Origin of the sequence: Solimonas fluminis (assembly GCF_002930645.1) — a bacterium.
In the GTDB taxonomy this organism is placed as follows: Bacteria; Pseudomonadota; Gammaproteobacteria; order Nevskiales; family Nevskiaceae; genus Solimonas_A; species Solimonas_A fluminis.
This window is the reverse complement of record NZ_PSNW01000001.1, coordinates 249,371-274,351: the sequence shown is the minus strand read 5'-3', so window position 1 is coordinate 274,351 and position 24,981 is coordinate 249,371. Positions and strand designations below refer to the sequence as shown.

At 67.7% G+C, this 24,981-nt stretch carries 28 protein-coding genes; 12 read left to right on the top strand and 16 right to left on the bottom strand.

The features are described 5' to 3' along the window. Positions 1 to 24: 24 nt before the first annotated feature. The 3 genes from C3942_RS01360 to C3942_RS01350 are packed head-to-tail and all read right to left on the bottom strand — an operon-like array spanning position 25 to position 3,315. Positions 25 to 1,533: a flavin-containing monooxygenase gene (locus C3942_RS01360; protein ID WP_104228535.1), complete on the bottom strand. Its 1,509-nt coding sequence runs from the start codon at positions 1,531 to 1,533 to the stop codon at positions 25 to 27. A 23-nt stretch (positions 1,534 to 1,556) separates the two neighbouring features. After that, positions 1,557 to 2,483 carry a reductase gene (locus C3942_RS01355; protein WP_104228534.1) on the bottom strand — a complete coding sequence of 309 codons (927 nt, stop codon included), beginning with the start codon at positions 2,481 to 2,483 and terminating at the stop codon, positions 1,557 to 1,559. A 10-nt stretch (positions 2,484 to 2,493) separates the two neighbouring features. Beyond that, positions 2,494 to 3,315 carry an SDR family NAD(P)-dependent oxidoreductase gene (locus C3942_RS01350; RefSeq protein ID WP_104228533.1) on the bottom strand — a complete coding sequence of 274 codons (822 nt, stop codon included), beginning with the start codon at positions 3,313 to 3,315 and terminating at the stop codon, positions 2,494 to 2,496. A 92-nt stretch (positions 3,316 to 3,407) separates the two neighbouring features. Here C3942_RS01350 and C3942_RS01345 point away from each other — a divergent pair, with 92 nt between their 5' ends. From C3942_RS01345 to C3942_RS01335, 3 genes are all read left to right on the top strand, one after another. Continuing rightward, entirely contained in the window at positions 3,408 to 4,031 is a 624-nt protein-coding gene (locus C3942_RS01345; protein WP_104228987.1) for a TetR/AcrR family transcriptional regulator, read from the top strand. 77 nt (positions 4,032 to 4,108) lie between these two features. Next, positions 4,109 to 5,380 (top strand): acyl-CoA dehydrogenase family protein, encoded by a 1,272-nt coding sequence (locus tag C3942_RS01340; protein ID WP_104228532.1) that lies wholly within the window; start codon positions 4,109 to 4,111, stop codon positions 5,378 to 5,380. Next, positions 5,377 to 6,792, top strand: coding sequence for a phosphotransferase family protein (locus C3942_RS01335; RefSeq protein ID WP_104228531.1), 1,416 nt, complete (start codon positions 5,377 to 5,379; stop codon positions 6,790 to 6,792). Before C3942_RS01340 ends, C3942_RS01335 begins: the two co-directional genes overlap by 4 nt. A 35-nt stretch (positions 6,793 to 6,827) precedes the next feature. Here the strand turns inward: C3942_RS01335 and C3942_RS01330 are convergent, their stop codons facing one another. From C3942_RS01330 to C3942_RS01290, 9 genes are all read right to left on the bottom strand, one after another. Beyond that, a complete protein-coding gene (locus tag C3942_RS01330; RefSeq protein ID WP_104228530.1) occupies positions 6,828 to 7,274 on the bottom strand; it encodes an anti-virulence regulator CigR family protein in 447 nt (148 codons plus the stop codon). Between the two features lie 64 nt (positions 7,275 to 7,338). Next, the gene (locus tag C3942_RS01325) at positions 7,339 to 8,607 is read right to left on the bottom strand and encodes an RNA polymerase sigma factor (protein ID WP_104228529.1); all 1,269 of its coding nucleotides are present in this window, start codon (positions 8,605 to 8,607) and stop codon (positions 7,339 to 7,341) included. Between the two features lie 10 nt (positions 8,608 to 8,617). Then, entirely contained in the window at positions 8,618 to 9,001 is a 384-nt protein-coding gene (locus C3942_RS01320; RefSeq protein WP_104228528.1) for a YciI family protein, read from the bottom strand. An 18-nt stretch (positions 9,002 to 9,019) separates the two neighbouring features. Further along, positions 9,020 to 9,607: an SRPBCC family protein gene (locus C3942_RS01315; RefSeq protein WP_104228527.1), complete on the bottom strand. Its 588-nt coding sequence runs from the start codon at positions 9,605 to 9,607 to the stop codon at positions 9,020 to 9,022. Between the two features lie 9 nt (positions 9,608 to 9,616). Then, entirely contained in the window at positions 9,617 to 10,039 is a 423-nt protein-coding gene (locus C3942_RS01310) for a YciI family protein (RefSeq protein ID WP_104228526.1), read from the bottom strand. Positions 10,040 to 10,050: 11 nt separating this feature from the next. Next, positions 10,051 to 10,455 carry a VOC family protein gene (locus C3942_RS01305; protein WP_104228525.1) on the bottom strand — a complete coding sequence of 135 codons (405 nt, stop codon included), beginning with the start codon at positions 10,453 to 10,455 and terminating at the stop codon, positions 10,051 to 10,053. A gap of 44 nt (positions 10,456 to 10,499) precedes the next feature. After that, positions 10,500 to 10,943 (bottom strand): MAPEG family protein, encoded by a 444-nt coding sequence (locus C3942_RS01300; protein WP_104228524.1) that lies wholly within the window; start codon positions 10,941 to 10,943, stop codon positions 10,500 to 10,502. Then, positions 10,940 to 11,383 carry a YciI family protein gene (locus C3942_RS01295; RefSeq protein ID WP_104228523.1) on the bottom strand — a complete coding sequence of 148 codons (444 nt, stop codon included), beginning with the start codon at positions 11,381 to 11,383 and terminating at the stop codon, positions 10,940 to 10,942. The genes C3942_RS01300 and C3942_RS01295 overlap by 4 nt, the downstream gene beginning before the upstream one ends. A gap of 47 nt (positions 11,384 to 11,430) precedes the next feature. Continuing rightward, a complete protein-coding gene (locus C3942_RS01290) occupies positions 11,431 to 11,856 on the bottom strand; it encodes a YciI family protein (RefSeq protein WP_104228522.1) in 426 nt (141 codons plus the stop codon). A 337-nt stretch (positions 11,857 to 12,193) separates the two neighbouring features. On the opposite strand from C3942_RS01290, the gene C3942_RS01285 reads away from it, so the two are divergent. The 8 genes from C3942_RS01285 (at position 12,194) to C3942_RS01250 (ending at position 20,183) form a co-directional block, all read left to right on the top strand. Then, entirely contained in the window at positions 12,194 to 12,598 is a 405-nt protein-coding gene (locus C3942_RS01285) for a VOC family protein (RefSeq protein ID WP_104228521.1), read from the top strand. A gap of 38 nt (positions 12,599 to 12,636) precedes the next feature. Then, positions 12,637 to 12,993 (top strand): DUF1428 domain-containing protein, encoded by a 357-nt coding sequence (locus C3942_RS01280; RefSeq protein WP_104228520.1) that lies wholly within the window; start codon positions 12,637 to 12,639, stop codon positions 12,991 to 12,993. Between the two features lie 14 nt (positions 12,994 to 13,007). Continuing rightward, a complete protein-coding gene (locus tag C3942_RS01275) occupies positions 13,008 to 13,382 on the top strand; it encodes a nuclear transport factor 2 family protein (protein ID WP_104228519.1) in 375 nt (124 codons plus the stop codon). Positions 13,383 to 13,415: 33 nt separating this feature from the next. Beyond that, entirely contained in the window at positions 13,416 to 13,994 is a 579-nt protein-coding gene (locus C3942_RS01270; protein ID WP_104228518.1) for a YceI family protein, read from the top strand. Positions 13,995 to 14,101: 107 nt separating this feature from the next. Beyond that, on the top strand, positions 14,102 to 15,925 hold the full coding sequence (locus C3942_RS01265; protein WP_104228517.1) for a monovalent cation:proton antiporter-2 (CPA2) family protein: 1,824 nt from the start codon (positions 14,102 to 14,104) through the stop codon (positions 15,923 to 15,925). 97 nt (positions 15,926 to 16,022) lie between these two features. After that, on the top strand, positions 16,023 to 16,823 hold the full coding sequence (locus C3942_RS01260; protein ID WP_104228516.1) for a helix-turn-helix transcriptional regulator: 801 nt from the start codon (positions 16,023 to 16,025) through the stop codon (positions 16,821 to 16,823). Between the two features lie 167 nt (positions 16,824 to 16,990). After that, entirely contained in the window at positions 16,991 to 17,821 is an 831-nt protein-coding gene (locus C3942_RS01255; RefSeq protein ID WP_104228515.1) for an extracellular medium-chain-length polyhydroxyalkanoate depolymerase, read from the top strand. A 160-nt stretch (positions 17,822 to 17,981) separates the two neighbouring features. Further along, entirely contained in the window at positions 17,982 to 20,183 is a 2,202-nt protein-coding gene (locus tag C3942_RS01250; RefSeq protein ID WP_104228514.1) for a TonB-dependent siderophore receptor, read from the top strand. 53 nt (positions 20,184 to 20,236) lie between these two features. On the opposite strand, the gene C3942_RS01245 is transcribed toward C3942_RS01250, so the two are convergent. After that, on the bottom strand, positions 20,237 to 21,211 hold the full coding sequence (locus C3942_RS01245) for a quinone oxidoreductase family protein (RefSeq protein ID WP_104228513.1): 975 nt from the start codon (positions 21,209 to 21,211) through the stop codon (positions 20,237 to 20,239). A 38-nt stretch (positions 21,212 to 21,249) separates the two neighbouring features. On the opposite strand from C3942_RS01245, the gene C3942_RS01240 reads away from it, so the two are divergent. After that, positions 21,250 to 21,657 carry an SRPBCC family protein gene (locus tag C3942_RS01240; RefSeq protein WP_104228986.1) on the top strand — a complete coding sequence of 136 codons (408 nt, stop codon included), beginning with the start codon at positions 21,250 to 21,252 and terminating at the stop codon, positions 21,655 to 21,657. A gap of 207 nt (positions 21,658 to 21,864) precedes the next feature. Here the strand turns inward: C3942_RS01240 and C3942_RS01235 are convergent, their stop codons facing one another. The 3 genes from C3942_RS01235 to C3942_RS01225 all read right to left on the bottom strand — a co-directional run bounded on the left by C3942_RS01235 (position 21,865) and on the right by C3942_RS01225 (position 24,930). Then, the gene (locus tag C3942_RS01235; protein ID WP_104228512.1) at positions 21,865 to 23,178 is read right to left on the bottom strand and encodes a cytochrome P450; all 1,314 of its coding nucleotides are present in this window, start codon (positions 23,176 to 23,178) and stop codon (positions 21,865 to 21,867) included. Positions 23,179 to 23,315: 137 nt separating this feature from the next. Beyond that, positions 23,316 to 23,852 (bottom strand): DUF924 family protein, encoded by a 537-nt coding sequence (locus tag C3942_RS01230; RefSeq protein ID WP_207765932.1) that lies wholly within the window; start codon positions 23,850 to 23,852, stop codon positions 23,316 to 23,318. Between the two features lie 13 nt (positions 23,853 to 23,865). Next, positions 23,866 to 24,930 (bottom strand): GGDEF domain-containing protein, encoded by a 1,065-nt coding sequence (locus C3942_RS01225; RefSeq protein ID WP_104228510.1) that lies wholly within the window; start codon positions 24,928 to 24,930, stop codon positions 23,866 to 23,868. Between the last annotated feature and the right edge of the window lie 51 nt (positions 24,931 to 24,981).

The following is a 24,981-nucleotide window of genomic DNA, read 5'->3' as shown; positions in this document are numbered from 1 at the left end:
GCTCCTCCACCTGAACCCCGGCCTTCAGCGCACCAGGCTGTAGTCGCGCTGCGGCAGGCGGCGCATCTGCAGCCGGTACTGGGTGGCGAAGCCGGGGTACATGGTGCCGTTGAAGCCGTCCCCGGTCAGGTACCAGCTCTTGCAACCGGAGTTCCAGTTGGTGCCGGCCAGGCGCCGCTGGATCGCCGCGTTGTAGCGCTGCTGGGCGCCTTCGTGCACGTCGAGCCACTTGAGGTCCCGCTCGATCACCAGCCGCACGCCCTGCACGATGTAGTCGATCTGCGACTCCAGGTAGACCAGGGCGGAGTTGTGCCCGGGGCCGGAGTTGGGGCCGAAGGTGAAGAACAGGTTGGGATAGCCGGCGACGCTGACACTGCGGTAGGCCTGGGCGCCGCGCTGCCATTCCTCCGACAGCAGGCGACCGCCCAGGCCGTGGACGGGGAAGGGCGTGCCGGTCTTGCTGACGTCGAAGCCGGTGGCGAAGACGATGCAGTCTGCCTGGTGCTCCACGCCCTCCACGGTGCGGATTCCCCGCGGGCTCAACGTGGCGATGGGCCAGGTGATGAGCTTGGCGTTGGGCTGCTGCAGCGACGGGTAGTAGTCGTTGGAGACCAGCACGCGCTTGCAGCCGATGCGATGGTCCGGCGTCAGCTGGCGGCGCATCCAGTCGTCCTGCACCTGCGAGCGCAGGTGCAGGCGTGCCACCTGCTCCAGCAGGCCGCTGGCGGGTGTACGCCAGATCAGGCCGGTGGCCATGGATTCGTGCGCGCCGTACAGGACCTGGCGCAGAGCGGACTGCGCCGCGGGGGCGCGGCGGAACAGCGCGCGCATCCAGTCGGGGGTGCCGTAGTCGGGCCGCGGCAGCACCCAGCCGGGCGTGCGCTGGAACACCTTGACGAAGCCTGCCTGCTTCACCATCTCCGGGATGATCTGGATGGCGCTGGCGCCGGTTCCGATCACGGCAACGCGCTTGCCGGCGAAGTCGTAGCCGTGGTCCCAGCGCGCGCTGTGGATCTTGTGGCCCTCGAAGCACCCGATACCCGGCATGTCGGGGAAGCGGGCGTTGGACAGCGGGCCCTGCGCCATCACCACGGTGCGCGCGCCATAGGTCTGCCCCGCGGCGGTCTTGGCCAGCCAGCGGCGAGAGGCCTTGTCGAAGGCCAGCTCGATCACCTCCTGGCCGAAGCGGATCAGCGGCGCCAGCTCGTACTGCCGCACCAGGCTCCCGATGTAGGAGAGGATCTCGCGGCTGCCGGAATAGGCGCGTGACCACTCCGGGTTCGGTGCGAAGCTGTAGGAGTAGAGGTTGGAGGGAATGTCGCAGGCGGCGCCGGGATACTGGTTGTCGCGCCAGGTGCCGCCGACGGCATTGCCGCGTTCCAGGATGACGATGTCGCGGATGCCGGCCCGGCGCAGGCGGATGGCGCTGCCGAGGCCGGCAAAGCCGGCACCGACGATCAGGGTTTCGTAGGTGTGCAGGACAGCCGAGTCCTGCGGGCGCGCGCTACGGCGAGCCTGGGGGGAAGTGGTCATGGGATCTTTCTTCGGGGGGAAGCTCAGGCCGTCGGCTTCCAGGTCAGCTCGTGGACCCAGCTCGGGATCTGCGGCAGCAGGCGAGGCGGGATCTTGCCGGTGAGGCGCACCAGGGCGTCGACCGGGGCGTGGTAGAAGACATTCTTGCGGTCGATCACCCAGGCGCCCTGGCGGCTGATCAGCTGGAACCAGGGATTGCGCCGCCCGCCGGGCGTGCCGCCGACGCGCTTGTACTTGGCGATGGCCTCGTAGAGCTTGTTCTCCTTCAGCCCCAGTTCCACCAGGTTGTCGCGCATGCGGTTGAGCAGGGGCAGGTAGGCGAGGATGCCCATCAGCAGTCGCGGGTCGATCAGCCTGCCGGCCATGTCCAGGGTCTGCCGGTAGATCGGGCCGTGACCCAGCATCTCCAGTACATGGAAGTCCACGCCCAGATGGCGGGCTTCGTCGGCGTTGATCTTGTCGAAGGCGGCGTGGCAGACCGGATCGTCCACCGTGTCGAGCAGGAACTTGCAGAGGGCACCGTCGAGCGTGATCTCCAGCATGGGGATCACCGAGCCGAGCACGGACAGGGGCATCTCGTCGGCGTAGGCGTCGAGCCATTCCACCACCAGGCGGATGTTGATGTTCGGCTCCGGCAGGCCCTCGCCGTCGAGCATGCCCCAGCGCTGCATCAGCGCCATCTCGGCGTTGGCGTGGCGCTGTTCCTCGGCGTGGAAGTAGGTGTAGATCTCGCGCAGGGTGTCGTTGGGCGCCTTCTTGGCCATGGCGGCGAAGCCGCGCGCGCCGACGTGCTCGATCCACATCAGGTCGGCCATGAAGGCCTTGAGCTTGGCGTACAGTTCAGGGTTCTCCGTGACCCGCTCGCGGCCGGGTGCGTCCCAGTCGATGTCGGCTAGCGCCCACTGCGAGGCCTTGATCCTGTCGCGCATCTTCTCGAGGTCGAGTTGCATGTCCTTCTCCTCAGGCTTGCTTCATCAGGCGGCCGAGCAGGGCTGCACCGCGCTGGTAGGTGACGGGAGCCAGGCGCTTGCCGCGCCAGACCAGGCGGGCATCGAGCTGCGGCAGCACGTAGAGCTCGCCGCGGTCCAGGGCGTTGAGGGTCTTGCGCGCGACGCCGTCGGCGGAAACGCCGGTCCAGCGCATCAGCCTGGCGGCGAAGCGCGAGGAGCCGTCGGCGATACGGCCGTCGCGCACGATGTTGGTCCTGACGAAGGTGGGGCAGAGGGCGGTCACGGCGATGCCGCGGCCGGCCAGCTCGGCCGCCAGGGTTTCGGACAGGGCCAGCACGCCGGCCTTGGTGACGTTGTAGGGACCCATCAGCGGCGCGGCGGCGAAGCTGGCAGCGGAAGCGACGTTGACGATGCCGCCGTGGCCGAGGCGGCGCAGGCGCGGCGCGAACACATGGCAGCCGTGGATCACGCCCCAGAGGTTGACCCCCATGGTCCACTGCCAGTCCTCGATGCCGATCTCGCCCACCGGCTTGCCGCCGATGCCGACGCCGGCGTTGTTGACCACAAGGTCCACCGGCGCGCCGAGCAGGCGCTCGGCCTCGTCGGCCAGGCGTTCCACGTCCTGCAGGCGGCTGACGTCGCAGGCCAGGGCATGGGCGCCGCCGAGGCGGCCGATCATGCGCACCGTTTCCTCCGCGAGCTCGGCGCGGATGTCCGCGCAGACCACCTGGCCACCGCGGGCGGCGATCTCCAGGGCAAAGGCGCGGCCGATGCCGCTGCCGGCCCCGGTGACCACCGCCTTGGCCTGCCGACTTCTCTTGTTGCTGGGCATCCTGTCTCCCGGAATCTGCTGGCTGCAATGGAGCGAATTGACGGGGAACACGGTATTCCCGACACTTGTTCGGATTCAATTCGGAAGATTCCATGCCGCGCAAACCCCAGCAGCAGAGGGCCAAGGCCACGGTGGCGAGCATCGTGGAGGCGGCGATGATCGTGCTGGCCACGCAGGGCCCGAAGGGTGTCACCACCCGCAGGATCGCGGATGTGGCGGGCATCGGCGTGGGCTCGCTCTACGAGTATTTCGAGAACCGCGAGCAGGTCTACGACGCCATCTTCGAGCGCCTGGTGCAGGATGCGGTGAAAACCATCCAGCCGCTGATTCCGGAGCTTGTTCGGCTTTCGATCCGCGAGGCGGTGCGCACGCTGCTGCTGAAACTGCGCGAGCTGCTGATGGAAAACGACGGCCGCTACCTGATGTGCGTGCGCTATGCGCCGCACCTGGCCCAGCGCAATCCGCTGGACCCGCTGCGCAAGGTGCTGACCGAGCTGCTGATGCAGTACGTCATGCGCCACCCGCAGTACATGCAGGTGCCCAACCTGGCGACGATGGGCTACATCCACATCCACGGCGGGACCTTCACGGTGATCCGCCACCTGGCCGATCCGACGCCGCCGATGACGTTCGAGGAGCTGGCCGACGGCCTGGCCGACATGGTGGCCTACTGTGCCGACGGCGCCCTGCGCGACCGGGGCGTCGCTGCCCGGTAATCCCCGTTCCGGCGGCGGCGAACGATATGGGGCGCCGCACTCCGCGCTAGAGTTGAGAAAAAGATGCGGAGGAGAACATGGATTTCGCCATACCGGCCGACGTCGCCGCCTTCCTGGCGGAGATGGATGCCTTCATCGAGCGCGAGCTGAGGCCCCTGGAACGGGCCGATGACAACATCCGCTTCTTCGATCATCGCCGCGAGGATGCCCGCACCGACTGGGAGCGCGGAGGCCTGCCGAACCCTGCCTGGGAAGCGTTGCTGGCGAAGGTGCGCCGGATGGCCGATGCCGCCGGCTTCTACCGCTACCCGCTGCCCAGGGCCATGGGCGGGCGCGACGGTACCAACCTGGGCATGGCGATCATCCGCGAGCATCTCGCGCGCAAGGGCCTGGGCCTGCACTGCGACCTGCAGAACGAGCATGCCATCGTCAGCAACCACGTGGGCCTGCTGCTGATGCACGAATACGGCAGCCAGGAGCAGAAGGCGGCATTCCTGGAACCGCTGCTGCGCGACGAGGCCTTCTTCGCCTTCGGCATCACCGAGCCGGAGCACGGTTCCGATGCCACGCACATGGAAACCGTGGCGGTGCGCGAGGGCGATCACTGGCGCATCAGCGGCGAGAAGACCTGGAACACCGGCATCCACAACGCCAGCCATGACCTGATCTTCGCCCGCACCTCGGGCAAGGCCGGCGACGGCCTGGGCATCACCGCCTTCCTGGTGCCGGTGGAGACGGCAGGGTTCCGCGTGGAGGAATACCTCTGGACCTTCAACATGCCGACCGACCATGCGCGCGTGTCGCTGAAGGACGTGGTGGTGCCGCATTCCGCCATCTTCGGCAGGGAGGGGCAGGGCCTGGCGGTGGTGCAGCACTTCTTCAACGAGAACCGCATCCGCCAGGCGGCTTCCAGCCTGGGAGCGGCGCAGTACTGCATCGACGAATCCGTGGAGTACGCCCGGCAGCGCAGGCCCTTCGGCAAGCCGCTGGCGGCCAACCAGGCGATCCAGTTCCCGCTGGTGGAGCTGCAGACGCAGTGCGAGATGCTGAGGGCGCTGATCCACAAGACCGCCTGGCTGATGGATACCGAGGGCCGCTTCTCGGCCTCCGACAAGGTGTCGATGTGCAACTACTGGGCGAACCGGCTCTGCTGCGAGGCGGCGGACCGTGCGATGCAGGTGCACGGCGGGCTGGGCTATTCGCGGCACAAGCCCTTCGAGCACATCTATCGCCACCATCGCCGCTACCGCATCACCGAAGGCACCGAGGAGATCCAGATGCGCCGCGTCGCCGGCTACATGTTCGGCCTGATGAAGCAGCGCGCACCCAAGGGAGTGATCGAGCAATGAGCGAACTCGCCGCGAGGCTGCCGGCCGCGCTGGCGCGGCTGCTGCCGGATTTCCGGGCGCTGCAGTCCTGCGAGCGCCTGTCCGGAGGAGCCAGCCAGGAAACCTGGCGGCTGGCGGTGGACACGGCGGAGGGCCCGAAGCGCTATGCGCTGCGCCGCGCGCCCGGCGGCGTCGCATCGCCCGCGGAAACCACGGTGGGGCTGGAAACCGAGGCAAAGCTGCTGGCCATCGCCCATGCGGCAGGCGTGCCGGAGCCGCGCGTGGCCGGCATGCTGGAGCCCGGAGATGGGCTGGGCACCGGCTTCGTCATGGAATGGCTGGAGGGAGAGACCCTGGGCCACCAGGTCCTGCGCAGCGAGGCGCTGGCGGAGGTGCGACCCGGGCTGGCGCGGCAGTGCGGCGAGGTACTGGCGCGCATCCACGCGATCGACCCCGGCGGACTGCGCGGCCTGCTGCCGGAGCGCAGTCCGGAGCAACTGGTCCGCGAAACCTGGGAGACCTACATCGGCTACGGCACGCCGCAGCCGATGATCGACTACACGGCCCGCTGGCTGCTCCAGCACCTGCCGCCACCCGTCGAGCCGCGGCTGGTGCATGGCGACTTCCGCAACGGCAACCTGATGATCGCCGCCGGGCAGGGCATTGTCGGCGTGCTGGACTGGGAGCTGGCGCAGATCGGCGATCCGCTGCGCGATCTGGGCTGGCTGTGCACGCCCTCCTGGCGCTTCGGGCGGCACGACATGGCGGTCGGCGGCTTCGGGCACATCGACGATCTGCTGGAAGGCTATGCCGATATCGCCGGCGAGCGCCCCGAGCCGGAGCGGCTGCATTGGTGGATCGTCTTCGGGGCGTTCTGGTGGTCGGTGGGTGCGCTGACCATGACGCAGTTCCATCGGCAGGGGCCGGACCGGTCCGCGGAACGCGTGGCCATCGGCCGGCGCAGTTCGGAATGCCAGATCGACTGCGTCAACCTGCTGATTCCCGGTGCGGCGCTGCCGCTGGAGGCGGCGTCCTCCTGCTCCTCGCTGGAGATGCCGCGCGCGGACGAACTGCTCGACAGCGCGATGGGTTTCCTGCGCGAGGAGGTGGGATCCCACACGAAGGGCCGCCTGTCCTTCCTGGCGAAGGTGGCGGCCCATTCGCTGGAGATCGTGCAGCGCGAACAGCTCCTGGGCGGCGCGCGGGCGGCGCGCGAGCAGCGCGGGCTGGAGCAGTTGCTCGGACACGGCGGCTCGCTGGAACCGCTGCGGCGTGAACTCTGCGAGGGCCTGCGCTCCGGCGCCGTGGCCCTGGACCGGGCCGGTTTGCAGCCGCTGCTGCGCCAGAGCGTGGCCGACCAGGTGGCGATCGACCAGCCGAAGTACCCGGGCTACCGGCTCGCGCTGGAGTGGGGGCGTGCCAGGCCCTGTTAAGGCTACCGCAGCGATTGCGGTAGTGTTGACAGGCGCTAGTTGAAGACGTCGAGCAGCACGTCGGCGATCACGGCGGTGGCGATGCTCACCAGCACCAGGTCGCTGCCGTAGACCCGCCATTCATAGCCGTCGTAGGCCGGCAGCTCCGCCAGGACGGCGGGAGGCACGGCCTTCTTCGCCAGGCCCGGCGGCAGGGGCTTGCCGCGGGCCAGGTTCTTGCGGATGCCCGGCGGCAGGCCTTCGTAGCCGGTGATGTTGTGGCGGGTCGCGATGCGGCGGGCATCGCCGCTGCTGATGCTGACGCTCACCAGCGGACCGTCGCCGTGGCCGGCGGACTTGTCCTTGCGTTCATGCTTGCCATGGCCCTGGTGCTTGTCGGGCTTGCCCTTGCCCTCCGGCGGGGCAGCCGGAGCCCCGAAGCTCAGCGACAGCAGGGCGGCCACGACGGCCGCGGACAGGATGAGGCGCAGGTTCGTCGGCATGGGGAACTCCTTGTCGGTGGCCTGCCGGCACGTTAACCCCGTGGCGGCACGCCGGCAACAGGCCCTAGTGCAAGCGGGGCTCGCTGCACTCCGCCGCACGGCGCTGCATCAGCTCCTTCTCGCGCGCGTTGCGGGTCAGCGAGGCGGCGCGTTCGAATTCCGCCCGGGCTTCGTCCAGCCGCCCCAGCTTGAACAGCAGGTCGCCGCGTACGCCGGGCAGCAGGTGGTAGTTCTTCAGCGCCGTCTCGGACTGCAGTGCATCCACCAGTTCCAGGCCGGCGGCCGGGCCGTAGGCCATCGACACCGCCACCGCCCGGTTCAGCTCCACCACCGGGGAGGGCATGATCTGCGCGAGCGCGTCGTAGAGGGCGGCGATGCGCATCCAGTCGGTATCGTCGGCGCGGCGGGCACGGGCATGGCAGGCCGCGATGGCGGCCTGCAGGGCATAGGGCCCCAGGCCGCCGCCCAGTTGCTCGGCGCGGTGCAGCGCCTTGAGTCCCCGGCCGATCAGCAGCAGGTCCCAGCGAGCCCGGTTCTGGTCCAGCAGCAGCACCGGCTCACCCCGCGGGCCGAGGCGGGCGTGCTGGCGCGAGGCCTGGATCTCCATCAGTGAAACCAGGCCGTGCACCTCCGGTTCCTGCGGTGCCAGTTCGGCCAGGATGCGGCCCAGACGCAGGGCTTCCTCGCAGAGCGCCGGACGCATCCAGTCGTCGCCGGCGGTGGCGGCATAGCCTTCGTTGAACACCAGGTAGATCACCTCCAGCACCGAGGCCAGGCGCTCGCCCAGTTCTCCGCCGCGGGGAACCTCGAAGGGCACGCGCGCCTCGGTCAGGGTGCGCTTGGCACGGACGATGCGCTGCGCCATGGTCGGCTCCGACACCAGGAAGGCGCGGGCGATCTCGTCGGTGCTCAGGCCGCAGAGCAGACGCAGCGTCAGCGCCGCCCGCGCCTCGGTCGACAGCACCGGGTGGCAGGCGATGAAGATCAGGCGCAGCAGGTCGTCACCGATGTCGTCATCCAGTTCCGCGTCGAAGTCCGGCATGGCCAGTTCCTCCTCCTGCATCTCGCGTCCCAGCTCCTCGTACTTGCGCTCTGCCAGCTTCAGGCGGCGCAGGCGGTCGATGGCGCGGTGCTTGGCGGTGGCCATCAGCCAGGCCCCGGGGTTGTCCGGGATGCCGGCCTCGGGCCATTGCTCCAGCGCCGCCACCAGGGCGTCCTGGGCCATCTCCTCGGCCAGGCTCACGTCATGCAGCAGCCGCGTCAGCCCGGCGATCAGGCGCGGCGACTCCATGCGCCAGACGGCATCGATGCGGCGGCGGACCGGGTCGCTCATGGATAGGCTCTTAGGCGTCCTGGCCGGAGATGTAGTATTCGAAGGGCAGGATCTCGATGCCCCAGCCCACGTCCTCGCCCAGTTCCGCCGCCGGATGCCTGGAGGCGATGGCGATCGCCTCGGTGATGTCCTCGGCCTCGATCATGAACAGGCCGCCCACCATTTCCTTGGCTTCGGCATAGGGCCCGTCGGTGACCACCGGCTTGCCGTTGCGGGGACGCAGGCAGACGCGCTCATGCAGTCCCGATAGCGACGCGGCAAAGATCATGCGGCCGGTGGCGCGCAGGTCCGCGTCGCGGGGTGGGCACTGGCTGACCAGGGCCTCCATGGCCTCGGGGCTCAGCGCGGCGAACTTCTCCACGTCGTAGTAGCCCAGGCAGAGGAACTTCTTCATCGCGGCTTCCCCGTGCTTTCAGGTATGGGAGGCGTCGGAGACGGCCGGCGGGGCCTGCGGGTTCTCCGCGGGGGTGGCAGGCAGCTCGGCCAGCGACTTGAGCGTGCCCAGGCCGGTCTCGAAGTCCTTGCCGATCATCTGGTCCATGTCGAACAGCGTGCCCATCAGCTTGGACAGGTAGTTGGCCGGACCGTGCATGGCCCAGCCGAGCCGCGTGGCATCACCCTCCGGCGTCATCGTGAACTCGGCGATGTTGCGGGCCTCGAAGGGCCGGAAGAAATCGAGCTTGATGCGGATCCTGGAGGGCGGCGTCGTTTCGTCGATCTCCATGCGCCCGGCGCCGATGTCCTTGTTTCCGTCCCAGGCATAGATCGCTCCCATGCCGCTGCCGGCACCGCTGTAGGTCCGCTTCAGGGCCGGATCGAGCTTCTCGTAGGGCGACCATCGGGTCCACTGCCGGAAGTCCGCGATCAGCGGATAGATGCGCTCCGGCGGCGCCTTGACCAGGATGGTGCGCTCCACGCGGAAGGTATCCGGCTGGGTCGCGGCGTAGACCAGCAGGCCGGCGATCGCCACGGCGACGACGATCAGGATCTTCTTGATCATGGGGTTCCCTCAGGCCTTCTGGCCGATCTGTTGCTGCATGTCGACGAAATCGGCGCAGACCGATTGCACATCGGCGGGAAAGTCCTCGAACTCCTGGACCTGGCGAATCTCGATGACCTCATTGTCGCCGCCCGGGCAGCGCCGCGCCCACTCGATGGCCTCTTCGCGGGACTTCACCCGGATCATCCAGTAGCCGCCCAGGACCTCCTTGGCCTCGGCGAAGGGGCCGTCGGTGACCTTGGGCTTGCCGCCCTTGAAGGAGACGCGGGCGCCCATCGAGGGCGGGTGCAGGCCGTCCAGCGCCAGCAGCACGCCGGCCTCCTGCAGGGCGGCGTTGTACTTCATCATCGCCTCGACGGCCTGGGCGTCGGGCATGGTTCCCGCGGGGGCGCTTTCGTAGCCGCCGGGAATCATCAGCATCATGAATCGCATGGCAGGTTTCCTCAGACGACGTGGATCATCCAGTTGATGCCGAACCTGTCGTTCAGCACGCCGAAGGCCGGCGAGAAGAAGGTCTTCTCCAGCGGCATCATCACCGAGCCGCCTTCCGACAGCGCATTGAAGTAGCGATGCGCCTCGGCCTCGGTCTTGAGATTCAGCGTCAGCGAAATGCCGCCGAACTGGGCCTTGCCGCCGCAGTCGCCATCGGAAGCCATCAGCGTGCTTTCGCCGATGCGGAAGGAGCAGTGCATGATCTTGTTCTCGTTGCCCGGCTTGGTGCTCATGGCGGGCTCCGGGCTTTCATGGAAGCGCAGGATCATCTCGACCTGCGCGCCGGCGGCTTTCTTGTAGAACTCCAGGGCCTCTTCGCAGCGGCCTTCGAAGCTCAGATAGGGTTGAATGTTCATCGGTTTGTTCCTCGGTCTGATCCTGAAGAGAATCATGTGATGGATTAGCGGCGCAGCAGCAGCCAGGCGATGTCCAGCAGCAGCACGATGGTGGCCAGGCCGCCGATCAGGAAGCTGATGGTGCGCCAGGGCTGCAGCGCCCTGAGATAGGCAAAGGAGTGCGCGTAGCGCGCCGCCACGAAGACGGCGAACAGGGCGCTGGCCAGCTTCAGGCCGCCGCCGATCAGCACGTACACCAGGCCCAGCAGCAGGAAGGGATAGATCGCCGACTCGGCATTGCGGTGGGCCCGCAGCACGCGTGCTACCTCCGGCGGATCGCTGTCGCGCAGTTCGCCGCCGAACTGCGCGGCATCCTCGGGGTTTATGGCGGTCTTCGTCCGGCCGCGCGTGGCGCCGCTGTAGCCCCAGAGGAACAGCAGGTTGGCCACCAGCAGCAGGCAGGTCAGCGCGTAGGCGCCCAGCGATGGGTAGAGGTCCAGGGCGCTCATGCCGCTTCCCCGAGCTTGCCGGCCGCCGCCTGCGCGGAAGCCGTGCTCCAGGGCATGCGCGCCACCGCTGCCTGCAGCGCCGCAGGGAAATGCGAAGCCTCGGCGACCTGGCGGATCTCGATCTCCGCATCGCCGCCGGCCAGCGAAGGGCAGAGCTGCGCCCAGTGCACCGCCTCGGCCAGCGATGCGACCTCCACCAGCACGAAGCCGGCGATGATCTCCTTGGCCTCGGCGAAGGGGCCGTCGGTGACCGTGCTGCGGCCGCTGGAGTAGCGCAGCTTCGCGCCGAGTGCGGTGGGCAGCAGGCCGTCGCCGCCGCGATAGACGCCGGCTGCGGCGAGCTCATCGCGGTAGCGGCCCATGGCTGCGAGCATCTCGGGGCCGGGCAGCGTGCCCGACTCCGTGATGGCATCGCCCTTGCGGATGATCATGAAAAGCATGCGTTCACTCCCTGTGATGGCGGCCGCGGGCCGCCGGATGGCCCTGTTCAGTGGCGCGCCGCGATCTGCTCGCGCAGGCGCTCTTCCTGCTCGCGCAGTTCCGGCGTGAACTCGGCACCGAAGTCCTCGGACTCGAACACCGGGCGGATCTCGACCTCGCTGCTCACACCCATCGGGTTGGGGCAGCGCTTGACCCATTCGATGGCTTCTTCCATGGAGCGTACCTGCCACAGCCAGAAGCCGGCCAGCAGTTCCTTGGTTTCCGCAAAGGGGCCGTCGATCACCGAGCGCTGCTTGCCCTCGAAGCGCACGCGGGCCCCCTTGGAGCTGGGATGCAGACCCTCGCCGGCCAGCATGATGCCGGCCTTCACCAGCTCCTCGTTGTACTGGCCCATCTCCGTCAGCAGCTGTTCGCTCGGCATCACGCCGGCTTCGGAATCCTTGTCCGCCTTGATCAGTACCATCACGCGCATCGTCCTTCTCCATGTGGGCTTCGGTGGACCGGGAGGAGGGCTTCCAGCTGCCCGTTTCCCGGTATTACCGATACGTCGAACGACCGGCTGGGAAATCGACAGGCTGCCGCGGACTTTAGGCGAGGAATACTGTAAGCGTATGAGTCGAAATGTTTTTTAGTTTGTCCGCGTGAGGTTTTCCTGCGGATGCGCGGGGGCAGGGTGCGTCCCCCGGCGGCAGGCGGCCGCGCAGGCGCCGGGGCGGTGGAAAGTGTTAGCTTGAAAGTCGCCACCGCGAACTTGCGGCGCCCTCCCAGGGTCGATTGCTGTGGCGCCCACCCACGAAAAGGACTTCACGATGAGCACGCAGATCTTCGTCAACCTGCCTGTCCGCGACCTGCCGGCGTCGATGGATTTCTTCAAGCAGCTGGGCTTCGGCTTCAACAACCAGTTCACCGACGATACGGCCGCCTGCATGGTGATCGGCGACAACATCTACGCGATGCTGCTGACCGAGGCCAAGTTCCAGAGCTTCACCCCCAAGCCGCTCTGCGACGCGCGCCGGAGCACCGAGGTGCTGATCGCGATCAGCCGTGACAGCCGCCAGGCCATCGACGAGATGGTGCGCAAGGCGGTGAGTGCCGGCGGCAGCACCTGCAGCGAGCCGCAGGATCACGGCTTCATGTACCAGCATGGCTTCCAGGACCTGGATGGCCATATCTGGGAACTGCTCCACATGTCACCCGAGGCGCCGAAGGGCTGATGCCCGCGCGCCGTTGCCCGCAACCGAGGAGATAAAGCATGGCCTACGTGGACAGTTTCGTGCTGGCGGTTCCCCAGGAGAATCTCGAGGCCTACCGCAAGATGGCCCGCAAGGCCGGCAAGGTCTGGATGAAGCACGGCGCCCTGCAGTACACCGAATGGGTGGCGGACGACGTGCAGCCGGGCAAGCGCACCTCCTTCCCCCAGGCGGTGAAGCTCAAGGAAGGCGAAGTGGTGGTCATTTCCTATGCCATCTACCAATCGCGCAAGCACCGCGACAGCGTCATGGCCAAGGTGATGAAGGACCCGCTCATGACCGACGTGGACCCGAAGAGCCTGCCCTTCGACGCAAAGCGCATGTTCTGGGGCGGTTTCAAGCCCATCGTTTCCCTCTGAGGCGGCGTCCGCGGATGCATGCCTGCCTCAAGGATCGCGCCCTGGATTCCCTGCACATGGCGACGTCCGGCGAGATCCGGCTGGCCTACCGCCGCCATGTGGCGCCGGGCTTCCGGCACCACAACGCCTGGTTCGCCGGAGACGCCGAGTCGCTGATGCTCGGCATGGAGGAAAACCACGAGCGATTCCCCCGCAAGCTGGTCCAGGTGCATCATGCGCTGGAGGAGGGCGACATCGTCGCCGTGCATTCGCATGTGCGCCTGCAGGCAGACGACCGCGGCATGGCCCTGGCCCACATCTTCCGCTTCGAGGGAGGCCTGGTTGCGGAACTCCGGGACCTGGGGCAGCCCGTGCCCGGACAGATGCAGAACGAACACGGCATGTTTTGATCACCCGTACAACAAGACGACAGGAGAGTCCTCATGTTCACCCGCTGCACGTTGTCCCTGGCGCTGGCCGCCGGCCTGGCTTCCGGCGCCGCTTCCGCGGCGACCTACGAGATCGAGACGCACCATACCTACCCGAGCCTGGAGATGAGCCACATGGGCATCTCGGTCTGGCGCGGCAAGTTCAACAGGAGCTCCGGCACGGTGACCTACGACCGCAAGGCGAAGACCGGCACGGTGGACATCAAGACCGAGACGGCGAGCATCGATTTCGGCCATGACGAGATGAACAAGCACTCCGTCGCCGAAGACTGGCTCAACGCCGCGCAGTTCCCGACGCTGGACTACAAGGGCAAGCTGGTCTTCAAGGGCAAGGGCGATGCCCCGGCCGAAGTCGACGGCCAGCTCACCATGCGCGGCGTGACCAAGCCGCTGAAGCTGAAGATCAACAGCTTCAAGTGTATCGATCACCCCTTCTACAAGAAGGAGGTCTGCGGTGCCGATGCGGAAGGGCAGCTGGATCGCGCCGACTATGGCATGACCCAGTACACCGACAATGGCATGGGCAAGATCCTGATCCGCATCCAGGTGGAGGCGATCAAGCAGTCGGACTGAAGCCGGGCCTCGTCCAGGGCCGCCACCTTCGGGAGGCGGCCCCTTTTTTGTGGCCGCGCGCCTCTGCCTCGGGGTAGCATCGCGCCTGAACCCGGGAGAACAAGCGCATGTCGGTCGAGGGCGGGGCGAGCGAGCTGGTCAAGGTAGTGGCGCTGCTGGGTGCCGGCGTGGTCGCCGTGCCCCTGTTCAAGCGCCTGGGCCTGGGCTCCGTGCTGGGCTACCTTGCGGCCGGCATCGTCATCGGGCCCTTCGGCCTCGGCTGGTTCAGCGATCCCCAGGCCATCCTGCATGTCGCCGAACTCGGCGTGGTCATGTTCCTGTTCGTGATCGGCCTGGAGATGCAGCCGACGCGGCTCTGGAGCCTGCGCGGAGAGATCTTCGGGCTGGGGCTCAGCCAGGTCCTGGCTTGCGGCCTGCTGCTGACCGGCGTCGGCATCGCCGCGTTCGATCTCGCCCCCGCGGCGGCCTTCGTGGCGGCCATGGGTTTCGTGATGACCTCCACCGCCACGGTAATGCTGCTGCTGGACGAGCGCGGCGAGACTTCCACGCCCCGCGGGCAGCGCATCGTCTCGGTGCTGCTGCTGGAAGACCTGGCGATCGTGCCGCTGCTGGCCTTCGTGGCCTTCCTGGCGCCTGCCGCCGAAGCCGGCGGGCAGTCGCGCTGGGCCAGCATCGGCCTGGGCATGGGGGCCATCGTTGGCCTGGTGCTGGCCGGCCGCTGGCTGTTGAACCCGCTGTTCCGCCTGCTGGCCGCCGCGCGGGCGCGCGAGGTGATGACGGCGGCCGCCCTTCTGGTGGTGCTGGGGGCGGCCCTGCTGATGCAGCTCGGCGGCCTGTCGATGGCCATGGGCGCCTTCCTGGCCGGTGTGCTGCTGTCCGAGTCCACCTTCCGCCACCAGCTGGAAGCGGACATCGAGCCCTTCCGCGGCATCCTGCTGGGCCTGTTCTTCCTCAGCGTGGGCATGTCGCTGGACTTGGCGGTGTTCGGGGTGCAATGGAAGCTGATCCTGGGCGGCACGCTGCTGTTCATGGCGGTGAAGGCGGCCGGCATCTACGGCGTGGCACGGCTGTTCCGCGGCGCCCACGGCGATGCCCTGCACCGGACCGCGATGATGGCCCAGGGCGGCGAGTTCGCCTTCGTGCTGTACGCCGCCGGAGCGGCGGCGGGCATCTTCGACGCCCAGCTCAACGCAGTCTTTACCGCCATCGTCATCCTGTCGATGGCACTGACGCCGCTGGTGGTGATCTCGCTGCGCTGGCTGATCCCGCGCGAGGGCGAGTCGATGGAGGGCGTCGATGTCGCGGAGGGCCTGGAAGGGCGCGTGCTGCTGATCGGCTTCGGCCGCTTCGGCCAGGTGGCCAGCCAGGCCCTGCTGGCGCGCGGCTTCGAGGTGTCGATCATCGATACCGATACCGAGATGATCCGCAGCGCCGCGGACTACTTCGGGTTCAAGGTCTACTACGGTGACGGCACGAGGCTGGACGTGCTGCGCGCCTCCGGGGCCGAGAACGCGCAGGTGATCGCGGTCTGCATCGACAAGCGTGACGCGACGCTGCGCATCGTGGAGCTGGTGAAGCACGAGTTCCCGCAGGCCAAGCTGCTGGTGCGGTCCTTCGACCGCGAGCATTCCATCAAGCTGATCGAAGCGGACGTGGACTACCAGATCCGCGAGACCTTCGAGTCGGCCAGTGCCTTCGGCCACGCCGCCCTGCTGGCCCTGGGCGTGCCGGCGGCGGAGGCCGAGGAGATCGCCCAGGACGTGCGCCGCCGCGACATCGAGCGCCTGAGCCTGCAGGTCACCGGCGGCATCACCGCCGGGCGTGACCTGATGCACAGCAACCGCATGCGTCCCCAGCCCCTGACCGAGCCGCGCCGCGAGGGCGAGGCCCTGAGCGCCGAAACGGCCGCGGTGACACAGGCCGCTGACTGAAGAGTGATTGTCTCTTTCCCGGCCTGGGCCATACTGCCGCCCATAACGAATACGGCGGCGCCCAGGGGCCCGCTTTCGAGGAGAGAGAGGAAGGGCGATGAGCGCAGCCGGCCCGCGCATACATGTCTACCTGTGGGACCGCTGCTTCCTGCTGCAGGGGCATGACTACGAACTGGACCGGCGCCACAGCAGTCCCTACCACCGCCCGTCCGCGACCCTGCTGGTGGCGCACGAGGGCAGTTTCGAGCTCGGCATCAACGGCGAGCCGCCGCGCGAGTACGAGGCGGTACTGCTGCCGGTCAACATCCAGCGCGACTGGATCACCAGCCATGGCCGTCCCTTCTCCATACTCGATGCGGGCATCAGCAGCGAGGCCTACCTGCGCCTGGCGCCCTATCTGTCTCCCGGGCAGCCGCTGGTGCTGGGGCGGGCGCTGCGCGACCGCCTGTGCGGCCTGCTTGCGCGGCATTCCCCCGGCGCGCTGGATATCGAAGCAGCAGTGGCTTTGTTCGATGCCGTCGTGAATGCCTGCTGCGATCCGCCGCGGCCGCCGCTGGTGCGCGAGCCTCGCATCCTGCGCGTGATGGAACAGATCGAACGCCTGCCGCTGGACCAACTGACGCACGAGGACCTTTCGCAGGCGGCGCAGCTCTCCGCTTCGCGCCTGCGTGCCCTGTTCCAGCGCCATGTCGGCTGCACCATCTCGCAGTACATGCGCTGGGTGGCCGGCTCCAAGGCGGCGGAGATGTGGCGCGAGGGCAGCAGTTTCACCGACATTGCCCTGGCCGCCGGCTTCTACGACCTGGCCCATGCCGATCGCGTGATGAACGAGATCTTCGGCATGAACCCCACGGTCATGACCGATCCGCGGCAGTACCGGCTGCACTTCAGGCGATAGCCATCGGCATCCTGCCGCGGTGCCGGTCGGAATCTGGCCGACACGGCACCGGCACAGTCGTTTCATCCAAGCGCAGCATCCAAGACGGCGCCCAGGAGCTCCGGAAGAATGCGTCCCGACCCGCGACTAGACGGGCCCGTCATTCCGAAGATCTTCTGGAGAGAGATATGCGATTCCTGTTGCTCGCCGCCGCCCTGGCGGCTGCCGTACCCGCGGCCCAGGCCGCTTCCCCCTGCACCGACACCGTCACCGGCACGTCCCACACGCTGAGCTGCAGCTACAAGACCAAGACCGTGGTCTCGAACTACGGCATTCCGCGCGTGGTGCAGTACCAGTTGCCGGAGGGGACGCCACCGGCGGGCGGCTGGCCCGCGGTGGTGTTGTACCAGCCCTCGGTGTTCCCGACCTTCTGGAGCGCTCCGGACTACACCCCGGCAGGCGCCTACCACCAGGTCCGCACGATCAAGCTGCTGCTCGAGGCCGGCTATGCCGTGATCGCGCCGCCGACCAACTACGCCCGCCTCTACCAGTTCTGGGACACCAATGCTCCGGGCGTCGACAACGGCATTCCCTATGCCACCACGGATGACTACGGCTTCCTGCTGAAGGTCCTCAACGGCATCTCGGCGCAGCAGTACGGACCGATCAATGGCGCGAAGCTCTACGCCACCGGCATGTCCAGCGGCGGCTACAACACCTCGCGCATGGCCGTGAGCTTCCAGGGCCGATTCCGCGCCCTGGCGATCCAGTCGGGCTCCTACGCGACCTGCCTCGGCTTCATGTGCACCATCCCGGCCACGTTGCCCTACAACCATCCGCCGACGCTGTTCCTGCACGGCAGCAACGACTACACCGTGCCGGTCGACACCATGGAAGCCTATTTCAGCCGCCTGCAGGGCATGGGCGTCGATGTCCGCAAGGTTCTGGCGGAGGGCAAGAGCCACGAGTTCCTGCCGGAGGCGCCGGAGGAAATCCTGAACTGGTTCGAAACGCACTAGCCGGAACGGGGGGCTTGCGAAGGCCGGTTCCGCCATCGGGCGGGACCGGCCTTCGGCCGTCATGGCCGGGCGGGGCGGCCGGCCGGGGTTTTGGAAGACCATTGAATGATAGTCATTATTATTTGATAATGAATATCATTAATGACGATGGATCTCCCGAATGGACGCTTCGACTCCTGCTCCGCGTGCCGCGGATGCCTGCTCCCGGCTGTTGCCGGCCCTGCTGCTCTGCCTGCCCGCGCTGGCCAGCGCCCAGGGGGAGGAGGAAGCCGTGAAGATGGCGCCGGTGACCGTCTCGGACACCCCCATCACGCCGTACACGGTCGATGACACCGCCGCGACCACCCGCCTGCCGCTGAGCCTGCGCGAGACGCCGCAGTCGGTGACGGTGGTGACCCGCCAGCGCATGGACGACCAGAACCTGCAGTCGATGCGCGACGTGCTCGACAACACCACGGGCATCTATTCCTACGCCTACGATACCGAGCGTGTGCTGTTCACCTCGCGCGGCTTCGTCGTGGACAACCTGCTGTACGACAATATCCCGGCCACCACGGTGTTCAGCACCGGCTCGATCGACGAGACCATCGACACCGCGATGTACGAGCGCATCGAGATCGTGCGCGGCGCCACCGGCCTGCTGTCGGGCGCCGGCAATCCCTCCGCCGCGGTCAACCTGGTGCGCAAGCGTGCCGACAGCCGCAGCTTCGAGCTGGCCTCGGCGCTCACGGCCGGTTCCTGGGACGACTACCGCGCGGTGGCCGACCTCTCCACGCCGCTGACCGCCGACGGCAGCGTGCGCGCGCGTGCCGTGGGCGTCTACCAGCACCGCGAGTCCTACCAGGACTTCTACAGCAACGAGAAGCAGGCGTTCTACGCCACGGTCGATGCCGACCTGGGGCCGGATACGCTGCTTTCGCTGGGCTACGACTACCTGGAGACACAGCCGCAGGCCAACACCTGGGGTTCGTTCCCACTGTTCTACAGCGACGGGACGCGCACCGACTGGCGCCGCTCGATCACCACCGCCGCCGACTGGAGCTTCTGGAACAAGCGCACCGAAACGCTCTTCGCCGAACTGGCGCATCGCTTCGGCAACGGCTGGTCGCTGAACTCCACGCTGACGCATCGCGAACTGGGCGGCGACCTCGCGCTGTTCTACATGGAAGGCTATCCCGATCGCGAGACCGGCGAGGGCCTTCTGGCCTATGCCTATCGCAGCCGGGAGAGCGGGCAGATGAATGCGCTGGACCTCTACGCCAAGGGGCCCTTCGAGCTGTTCGGCCGCAAGCATGAGCTGGTCGTGGGTGCCAGCCAGTCGCGGCTGAAGCTGGACGGCTACCTGTTTGCAGCGCCGGAGGAGCTGCCCGGGACGGGCAACTTCTTCGAGTGGGACGGTTCCTACCCGGAGCCGGACTTCGCCGACGAGGGTGCCCGCATCACCCGCATCACCACCGACCAGACCGCCGTCTACGCGGCCTATCGCTTCTCGCTGGCCGATTCGCTGAAGCTGATCGCCGGCCTGCGCCACACGCGCTGGGACACGGACTACTTCGACGCCTATTCCGACAGCCAGGCCTTCGTCTACAAGGAGCATCCCACCACGCCCTACGCCGGCCTGGTCTATGACTTCCTGCCGCAGTGGTCGGCCTTCACCAGCTACACCGAGATCTTCAAGCCGCAGAACAAGATCGACCGCAGCGGCAGCTTCCTGGAGCCCACCACGGGACAGAGCCTCGAGGTCGGCATCAAGGGCGAGCATTTCGGCGGCCGCCTGAACACCGCCCTGACCCTGTTCGACACGCGCCAGGACAACGTCGCCGCGCTGGACCCCGGGATCGATCCGGATACGGGTGCGCCCTACACCGTACCCGGCCGCCCCCAGACCCAGGCTTCGATCAACGTGGACGGCGCCCGCAGCCGCGGCTTCGAGCTGGAAGTCTCCGGCCAGCCGGCCAAGGGCTGGGACCTGTCCTTCGGCTGGTCCAACTTCTCCCTGGAGGATCCGGATGGCAACGGCCTGAACCGCTACGTGCCGCGCACCCTGGTGCGCACCTTCACCAGCTGGACCCCGCAGGGTGCCTGGAGCAAGCTGACCGTCGGCGGCGGCGTGAACTGGCAGTCGAAGAGTTTCGCCACGGTGTACGCGCCGGGCACGGACGGGCCGGTGGCCACCGAACTCGAGCAGAGCCCGGTGACCCTGGTCAGCCTGCTGGCGCGCTACGAGCTGACGAAGAACCTCTCGGTGCAGCTCAACGGCAACAACCTGCTGGATCGCAAGTACTACGTGCTCGACGAGTACGGCAATCTCTACTTCGGCACGCCCTCCAGCGGCAGCGTCACCTTCAACCTGCGCTTCTGAAGTGCCTGCCCGGCAGGCCTGCCGCGCGCAAGCGCGGGAGGCCTGCTGCTTTTTCAGGGCAGCAGGATCGTGGAGCCGGTGGTGCGCCGCGCTTCCAGGTCCTGGTGGGACCGCGCCACTTCGGCCAGCGGATAGCGCTGGCGGATGTCGGGCTTCACCTGGCCGCTGCCCACCATGTAGAACAGCTCGGCCGCCATCGCGTCCAGATCCTCGCGCCGCGCGGTGTAGTCGAACATCGTCGGCCGAGTGATGAACAGCGAGCCGCGCGAACTCAGCTCGCTCAGCGCGAACGGCGGCACCACGCCGGAGGCGTTGCCGAAGGACACCATCGTGCCGAGCCGCGCCAGGCAATCCAGGGAGCCGGTGAAGGTATCCTTGCCGACGCCGTCGTAAACCACCGGCACGCCGCGCCCGCCGGTGATCTGGCGCACGCGCTCCACGAAGTTCTCGCGCCGCGTGTTGATGACATGGGCGCAGCCGCTGGCGAGCGCCAGCTCGGCCTTCTCGTCGGAGCTGACGGTGCCGATCATGGTCACGCCCAGGGCCCGGGCCCACTGGCAGGCGATCAGGCCCACGCCACCGGCCGCGGCATGGAACAGGATGGTTTCGCCGCCGCGCAGCAGGAAGGTGCGCCGGAACAGGTATTGCACCGTGAGGCCCTGCAGCATCATCGCCGCCGCAGTCTCGAAGCCGATGCCGTCCGGCAGCTTCACCACCATGGCTGCGGGCATCGTGCGCTCGCTGGCATAGGCGCCGATGGGGCCTCCGGCGTAGGCCACGCGGTCGCCCACCTGCAGATGCGGTACGCCCGCACCGACCGACATCACAGTGCCGGAGGCTTCCAGGCCAAGACCGCCGGGAAGCGGCTGCTGGTAGCTGCCGTTGCGGTGGTACACGTCGATGAAGTTCAGGCCGCAGGCTTCCTGGCGGATGCGCACCTCGCCGGGGAGGGGCTCGGGCACTTCCACGTCGACGTACTCCATCACCTCGGGCCCGCCATTGCGGGAAATCCTGATCGCCTTGGCCATGCCTGTCACAATGCCGGGAAAATGATGAGGTGAGCATCATGGCCGAAAGCCTCCCCGCCCGCACCCTGAGCGTGACCATCCGCCGCGACTGGCGCGAGGTCTACGACTTTGCCTGCCAGCCGCTCAACTTCCCGCGCTGGGCCAGCGGGCTTGCCGAATCGCTGCGCGAGGCCGGCGACCACTGGGTGGCCGCTGCGCCGGAGGGTGAGGCAAGGGTCTGGTTCAGCCCGCACAACGACCAGGGCGTGCTGGACCACCGGGTGGAACTGCCGGGCGGGCTGCTGCTCTACATCCCGCTGCGGGTGATCGCCAACGGCGATGGCGCCGAGGTGATGCTGACCCTGTTCCGGCAGCCCGGCGTGGACGACGAGGCCTTTGCTCGCGATGCGCAGTGGGTGCTCAAGGACCTGCAGGCGCTCAAGCTGCTGCTGGAGAAGGGGCGCTAGGAAGCCCTGAAAAAGTCCGTTCGTGCCGAGCTGCTCGAAGCATGGCGGACTTTCCTCACCGTTGGTCAACGAGTGACCGCACACCCTTCGACAGGCTCAGGGCGAACGGTAACTTCTTCAGACCTTCCCTGGGGGGCGGTAAGGGCCAGCGGTGGTGCGTGGCCCCCCCGTGTTTCGAAAACCTCAGCGCTAGCGGGTCCAGGAGCTTCAGCCCAGCCGCTCCAGCCTCAACGGCAGCCGGTCTGCCGGGATCGGTAGGCTGGTCCAGTCCTGCGGCAGGGTGTAGCCCGACGGCACGCTCCAGCGGAAGCGCAGCAGCAACTGGTGCAGCGCTGCCTTCACTTCCATGGCGCCGAAGTGCATGCCGATGCACTTGTGCGCGCCGCCGCCGAAGGGCAGCCACAGGAAGGGATGCTGGCGATCCTCGGCCCGGCCGGGCGCGAAGCGGTCCGGATCGAAGCGCTCCGGCTCCTTCCAGTAGCGCTCCAGGCGGTGGGTCATCCACAGCGAGATCGAGATCAGCGTGCCTTTGGGAATCCGATAGCCGGCGTACTCGAAGTCGCGCGTCGCCTGGCGCGGCAGGCCGGGCACCGGCGGCGTCAGGCGCAGGGTTTCCTTCATCGCATGGTCCATGTCGGCCAGGCGCTCAAGGTCTTCATACTCCAGCTGCGTGCGGCCCAGCGCGAGGCTCTGATCGCGCAGGCGCTCCTGCCACTGCGGGTGCTTGGCCAGCTGGTAGAGCAGGTTGCTCAGCGTGATCGTGCTGGTGTCATGCGCGGCCATCAGCAGGAAGACCAGATGGTTGATCACATCTTCGTCGCTGAAGGGCTGGCCATCCTCGGTACGGGCGGCGCAGAGGCGGGTGAACAGGTCGTTGCCGCTGCCGCCGCGGTGGGCCGGCAGGGCGGCGGCGAAGCTGCGCTCCAGCAACTGGCGGCCGCGCAGGCCGGCGCGCCAGCGGGTGAACGGCAGGTCGTGGCGGATCACGCCGGTGGCGGCCTGCACGGTAGCCAGGAAGGCGCGGTTCATCGCCTCGCTGTCCTTGCCGGCCGGCTGGCCCAGGAACACGCGGCTGGCCACGTCCAGGGTCATGCTCTTGAGCAGGTCGAAGACCTTGATGCCGTCGCCGCTGGGCCAGGCCGCCAGCGACTCGTCCAGCGTGCGATTGATGCCGTCCAGGTCCTCGCGCAGCGCGGCATTGGTGAAGGCCACCTGCATCACGCGCCGGTGCAGGCGGTGCTCGTCGCCGTCCAGAAGCATCAGCCCGCGACGGAAGAAAGGACCGATCATCTTCTCCCAGGAAGCATTGCTGAACAGGTCGTCGCGGTTCTGCAGTACCAGCTGGTTCGCCTCCGGACCCAGCAGTGCGACGAATTCCATGCCGAAGGCATTGAAGCGCACGACCTCGCCGTAGCGCGCGAAGCGCTTGCGGGTGAAGTTCTCGAAGTCGAACAGGTAATTGAAGGAATGACCGACCAGCGGCCAGCCGCTGTCGCCGGGGATCGCACGCGCTTGCTGCATGAAGCTCCTCCTGGCCCTTTACCGGGGCGGGCCAAGGATGCCCGAGTCGCGCCGCGCGGGAAACGTTCGCCGCTCGACAACCTCGATTTCCGCCGGACATGGCTGAAGCGGAGTTCGCCGGGAGTATTCCGGAATCGCTAGAACCTCGATCCGGGTTGCTTCAGGAACTCGATCTCTTCGCCCGAAGAGGCGCGGCCCAGGATTTCGTTGCGATGCGGGTAGCGCCCGAAGCGGTCGATGATCGCCTTGTGCTTGAGCTCGAAGTCGTAGTTCTCCTGCACGCCGTTCTCGCGGTACAGGCGCTCGGCCCAGTCGTGGATCGCTGCGGATTCGCTGTGCATGAAGGGCAGGTACAGGAAGCTCCGTTCCACGGCGGAGAGCGCGGCGGGCGTGCCCGCGGCAATCGCTTCCTGGGCCAGCGCCAGGGCCAGCGGGTCCTGGGCGAAGGCGCGGGGGGAGTTGCGGTGGATGTTGCGGGAGAACTGGTCCAGCACGAGCACCTCCGCCAGCCGCCCGCGGGCGGTGATGCGCCACGGGTACAACTCGGCTCGCGCGGCCCGCTCCAGAAGCTCGCCGAAGCGACCCTGGATCACCCGGTCGAATTCGGGGTCTGCCGTCCACCAGGCCTTGGGGTCGATCTCCTGGAACCAGAAGCGGAGCACTTCCTCTTGCACGATGGTGATCCCTTCAGTACAGCCGGGCCTGGGCCCTGGCTTTCTTGTGCGCATACATGTGCTCATCCGCACCCAGGATGAGCTGGTCGAGCGTGGCGGTTTCTGCTGCCCGGCTTTCCACGAAGCCGATGCTGGCGGCGAGGCGGTAGGTCTTGTCGGCAGCGGCGTTGGCCTGCTCCAGGCGCTCAAGCAAGCGTTCGCGCAGGACCTGGCCGTCGGTCTCGGGGTTGATGGCGACCACGCAGAACTCGTCGCCGCCGACGCGGGCGACGATGTCGCTCTCGCGCAGGGTGGAGCGCAGCACGCGGGCCACATCGGCGATCATTGCGTCGCCGGTATCGTGGCCCAGGGCATCGTTGACGCGCTTGAGCCCGTCCACGTCGACGAAGGCCAGCAAGGCCTGCTCGCCGTTGCGCCGCGCATGGGCCAGGGCCTGCTCGGCCAGCGCGTAGAAGCCGCGGCGGTTGAGCAGGCCGGTGAGCTCGTCGGTCATGGAAAGCTTGCGGATCTCCTGGTTGGCGCGCTCCAGCGCGGCCGTGCGGTCGCGCACGCGCTGTTCCATCTCGCCGTAGACCTGGATGTTCTCCAGGGCGATGGAGGTCGAGTCTGCCAGGGCCTGCAGCAGGCGCACTTCCTCGGCGGTGGCCTGGTGCCGGTGGGCCCAGTAGTTGCCGATGGCGCCGATGGGCGACAGCCTGCGGATCGGCACCATCACCAGGCTTTTCACGAACGTGGGGCGGTAGGCCTCGTGGGGGATGCGTTCGTCGGCGTAGATGTCAGGGATGATCGCGGTCTTGCGGTTGAGCATGGCCCAGCCGCTGATGCAGGTCGGCATCGGGAAGCGGTTGCCCTTCCACAGCGGCTCGATGGCGTCCTCGTCGGCATAGAAACACTTGTCGCCGTCGCGCAGCACGAAGGTGGAGCCGTCGCAGCCGGTGAGTTCGCGTGCCGTGCGGCGGACGATCTTCTGCACCTGGTCGAGATCGCGGGCCAGCGACAGCTCCTGCACGGCGTGCAGCAGGCGCTCGACCGCTTGCGTGTAGTGTCCCGAAGACGGGCCGAATTCGTCCCTGGTCATCTTGTAGTTCGTTGTGGGGAAGCCCGTCCCGGGCGGGGGAGAATTTTATCG

Excerpts from the sequence above, each read along its gene's own strand:
- C3942_RS01330 (WP_104228530.1), bottom strand. The coding sequence starts at position 7,274 with ATGCCGACGAACCTGCGCCTCATCCTGTCCGCGGCCGTCGTGGCCGCC.
- C3942_RS01335 (WP_104228531.1), top strand. The coding sequence starts at position 5,377 with ATGAGCGAACTCGCCGCGAGGCTGCCGGCCGCGCTGGCGCGGCTGCTG.
- C3942_RS01310 (WP_104228526.1), bottom strand. The coding sequence starts at position 10,039 with ATGCGATTCATGATGCTGATGATTCCCGGCGGCTACGAAAGCGCCCCC.
- C3942_RS01235 (WP_104228512.1), bottom strand. The coding sequence starts at position 23,178 with ATGCAGCAAGCGCGTGCGATCCCCGGCGACAGCGGCTGGCCGCTGGTC.
- C3942_RS01340 (WP_104228532.1), top strand. The coding sequence starts at position 4,109 with ATGGATTTCGCCATACCGGCCGACGTCGCCGCCTTCCTGGCGGAGATG.
- C3942_RS01315 (WP_104228527.1), bottom strand. The coding sequence starts at position 9,607 with ATGATCAAGAAGATCCTGATCGTCGTCGCCGTGGCGATCGCCGGCCTG.
- C3942_RS01290 (WP_104228522.1), bottom strand. The coding sequence starts at position 11,856 with ATGCGCGTGATGGTACTGATCAAGGCGGACAAGGATTCCGAAGCCGGC.
- C3942_RS01270 (WP_104228518.1), top strand. The coding sequence starts at position 13,416 with ATGTTCACCCGCTGCACGTTGTCCCTGGCGCTGGCCGCCGGCCTGGCT.
- C3942_RS01320 (WP_104228528.1), bottom strand. The coding sequence starts at position 9,001 with ATGAAGAAGTTCCTCTGCCTGGGCTACTACGACGTGGAGAAGTTCGCC.
- C3942_RS01225 (WP_104228510.1), bottom strand. The coding sequence starts at position 24,930 with ATGACCAGGGACGAATTCGGCCCGTCTTCGGGACACTACACGCAAGCG.
- C3942_RS01260 (WP_104228516.1), top strand. The coding sequence starts at position 16,023 with ATGAGCGCAGCCGGCCCGCGCATACATGTCTACCTGTGGGACCGCTGC.
- C3942_RS01250 (WP_104228514.1), top strand. The coding sequence starts at position 17,982 with ATGGACGCTTCGACTCCTGCTCCGCGTGCCGCGGATGCCTGCTCCCGG.
- C3942_RS01285 (WP_104228521.1), top strand. The coding sequence starts at position 12,194 with ATGAGCACGCAGATCTTCGTCAACCTGCCTGTCCGCGACCTGCCGGCG.
- C3942_RS01280 (WP_104228520.1), top strand. The coding sequence starts at position 12,637 with ATGGCCTACGTGGACAGTTTCGTGCTGGCGGTTCCCCAGGAGAATCTC.
- C3942_RS01345 (WP_104228987.1), top strand. The coding sequence starts at position 3,408 with ATGCCGCGCAAACCCCAGCAGCAGAGGGCCAAGGCCACGGTGGCGAGC.
- C3942_RS01325 (WP_104228529.1), bottom strand. The coding sequence starts at position 8,607 with ATGAGCGACCCGGTCCGCCGCCGCATCGATGCCGTCTGGCGCATGGAG.
- C3942_RS01360 (WP_104228535.1), bottom strand. The coding sequence starts at position 1,533 with ATGACCACTTCCCCCCAGGCTCGCCGTAGCGCGCGCCCGCAGGACTCG.
- C3942_RS01245 (WP_104228513.1), bottom strand. The coding sequence starts at position 21,211 with ATGGCCAAGGCGATCAGGATTTCCCGCAATGGCGGGCCCGAGGTGATG.
- C3942_RS01265 (WP_104228517.1), top strand. The coding sequence starts at position 14,102 with ATGTCGGTCGAGGGCGGGGCGAGCGAGCTGGTCAAGGTAGTGGCGCTG.
- C3942_RS01355 (WP_104228534.1), bottom strand. The coding sequence starts at position 2,483 with ATGCAACTCGACCTCGAGAAGATGCGCGACAGGATCAAGGCCTCGCAG.
- C3942_RS01275 (WP_104228519.1), top strand. The coding sequence starts at position 13,008 with ATGCATGCCTGCCTCAAGGATCGCGCCCTGGATTCCCTGCACATGGCG.
- C3942_RS01305 (WP_104228525.1), bottom strand. The coding sequence starts at position 10,455 with ATGAACATTCAACCCTATCTGAGCTTCGAAGGCCGCTGCGAAGAGGCC.
- C3942_RS01350 (WP_104228533.1), bottom strand. The coding sequence starts at position 3,315 with ATGCCCAGCAACAAGAGAAGTCGGCAGGCCAAGGCGGTGGTCACCGGG.
- C3942_RS01255 (WP_104228515.1), top strand. The coding sequence starts at position 16,991 with ATGCGATTCCTGTTGCTCGCCGCCGCCCTGGCGGCTGCCGTACCCGCG.
- C3942_RS01300 (WP_104228524.1), bottom strand. The coding sequence starts at position 10,943 with ATGAGCGCCCTGGACCTCTACCCATCGCTGGGCGCCTACGCGCTGACC.
- C3942_RS01295 (WP_104228523.1), bottom strand. The coding sequence starts at position 11,383 with ATGCTTTTCATGATCATCCGCAAGGGCGATGCCATCACGGAGTCGGGC.
- C3942_RS01240 (WP_104228986.1), top strand. The coding sequence starts at position 21,250 with ATGGCCGAAAGCCTCCCCGCCCGCACCCTGAGCGTGACCATCCGCCGC.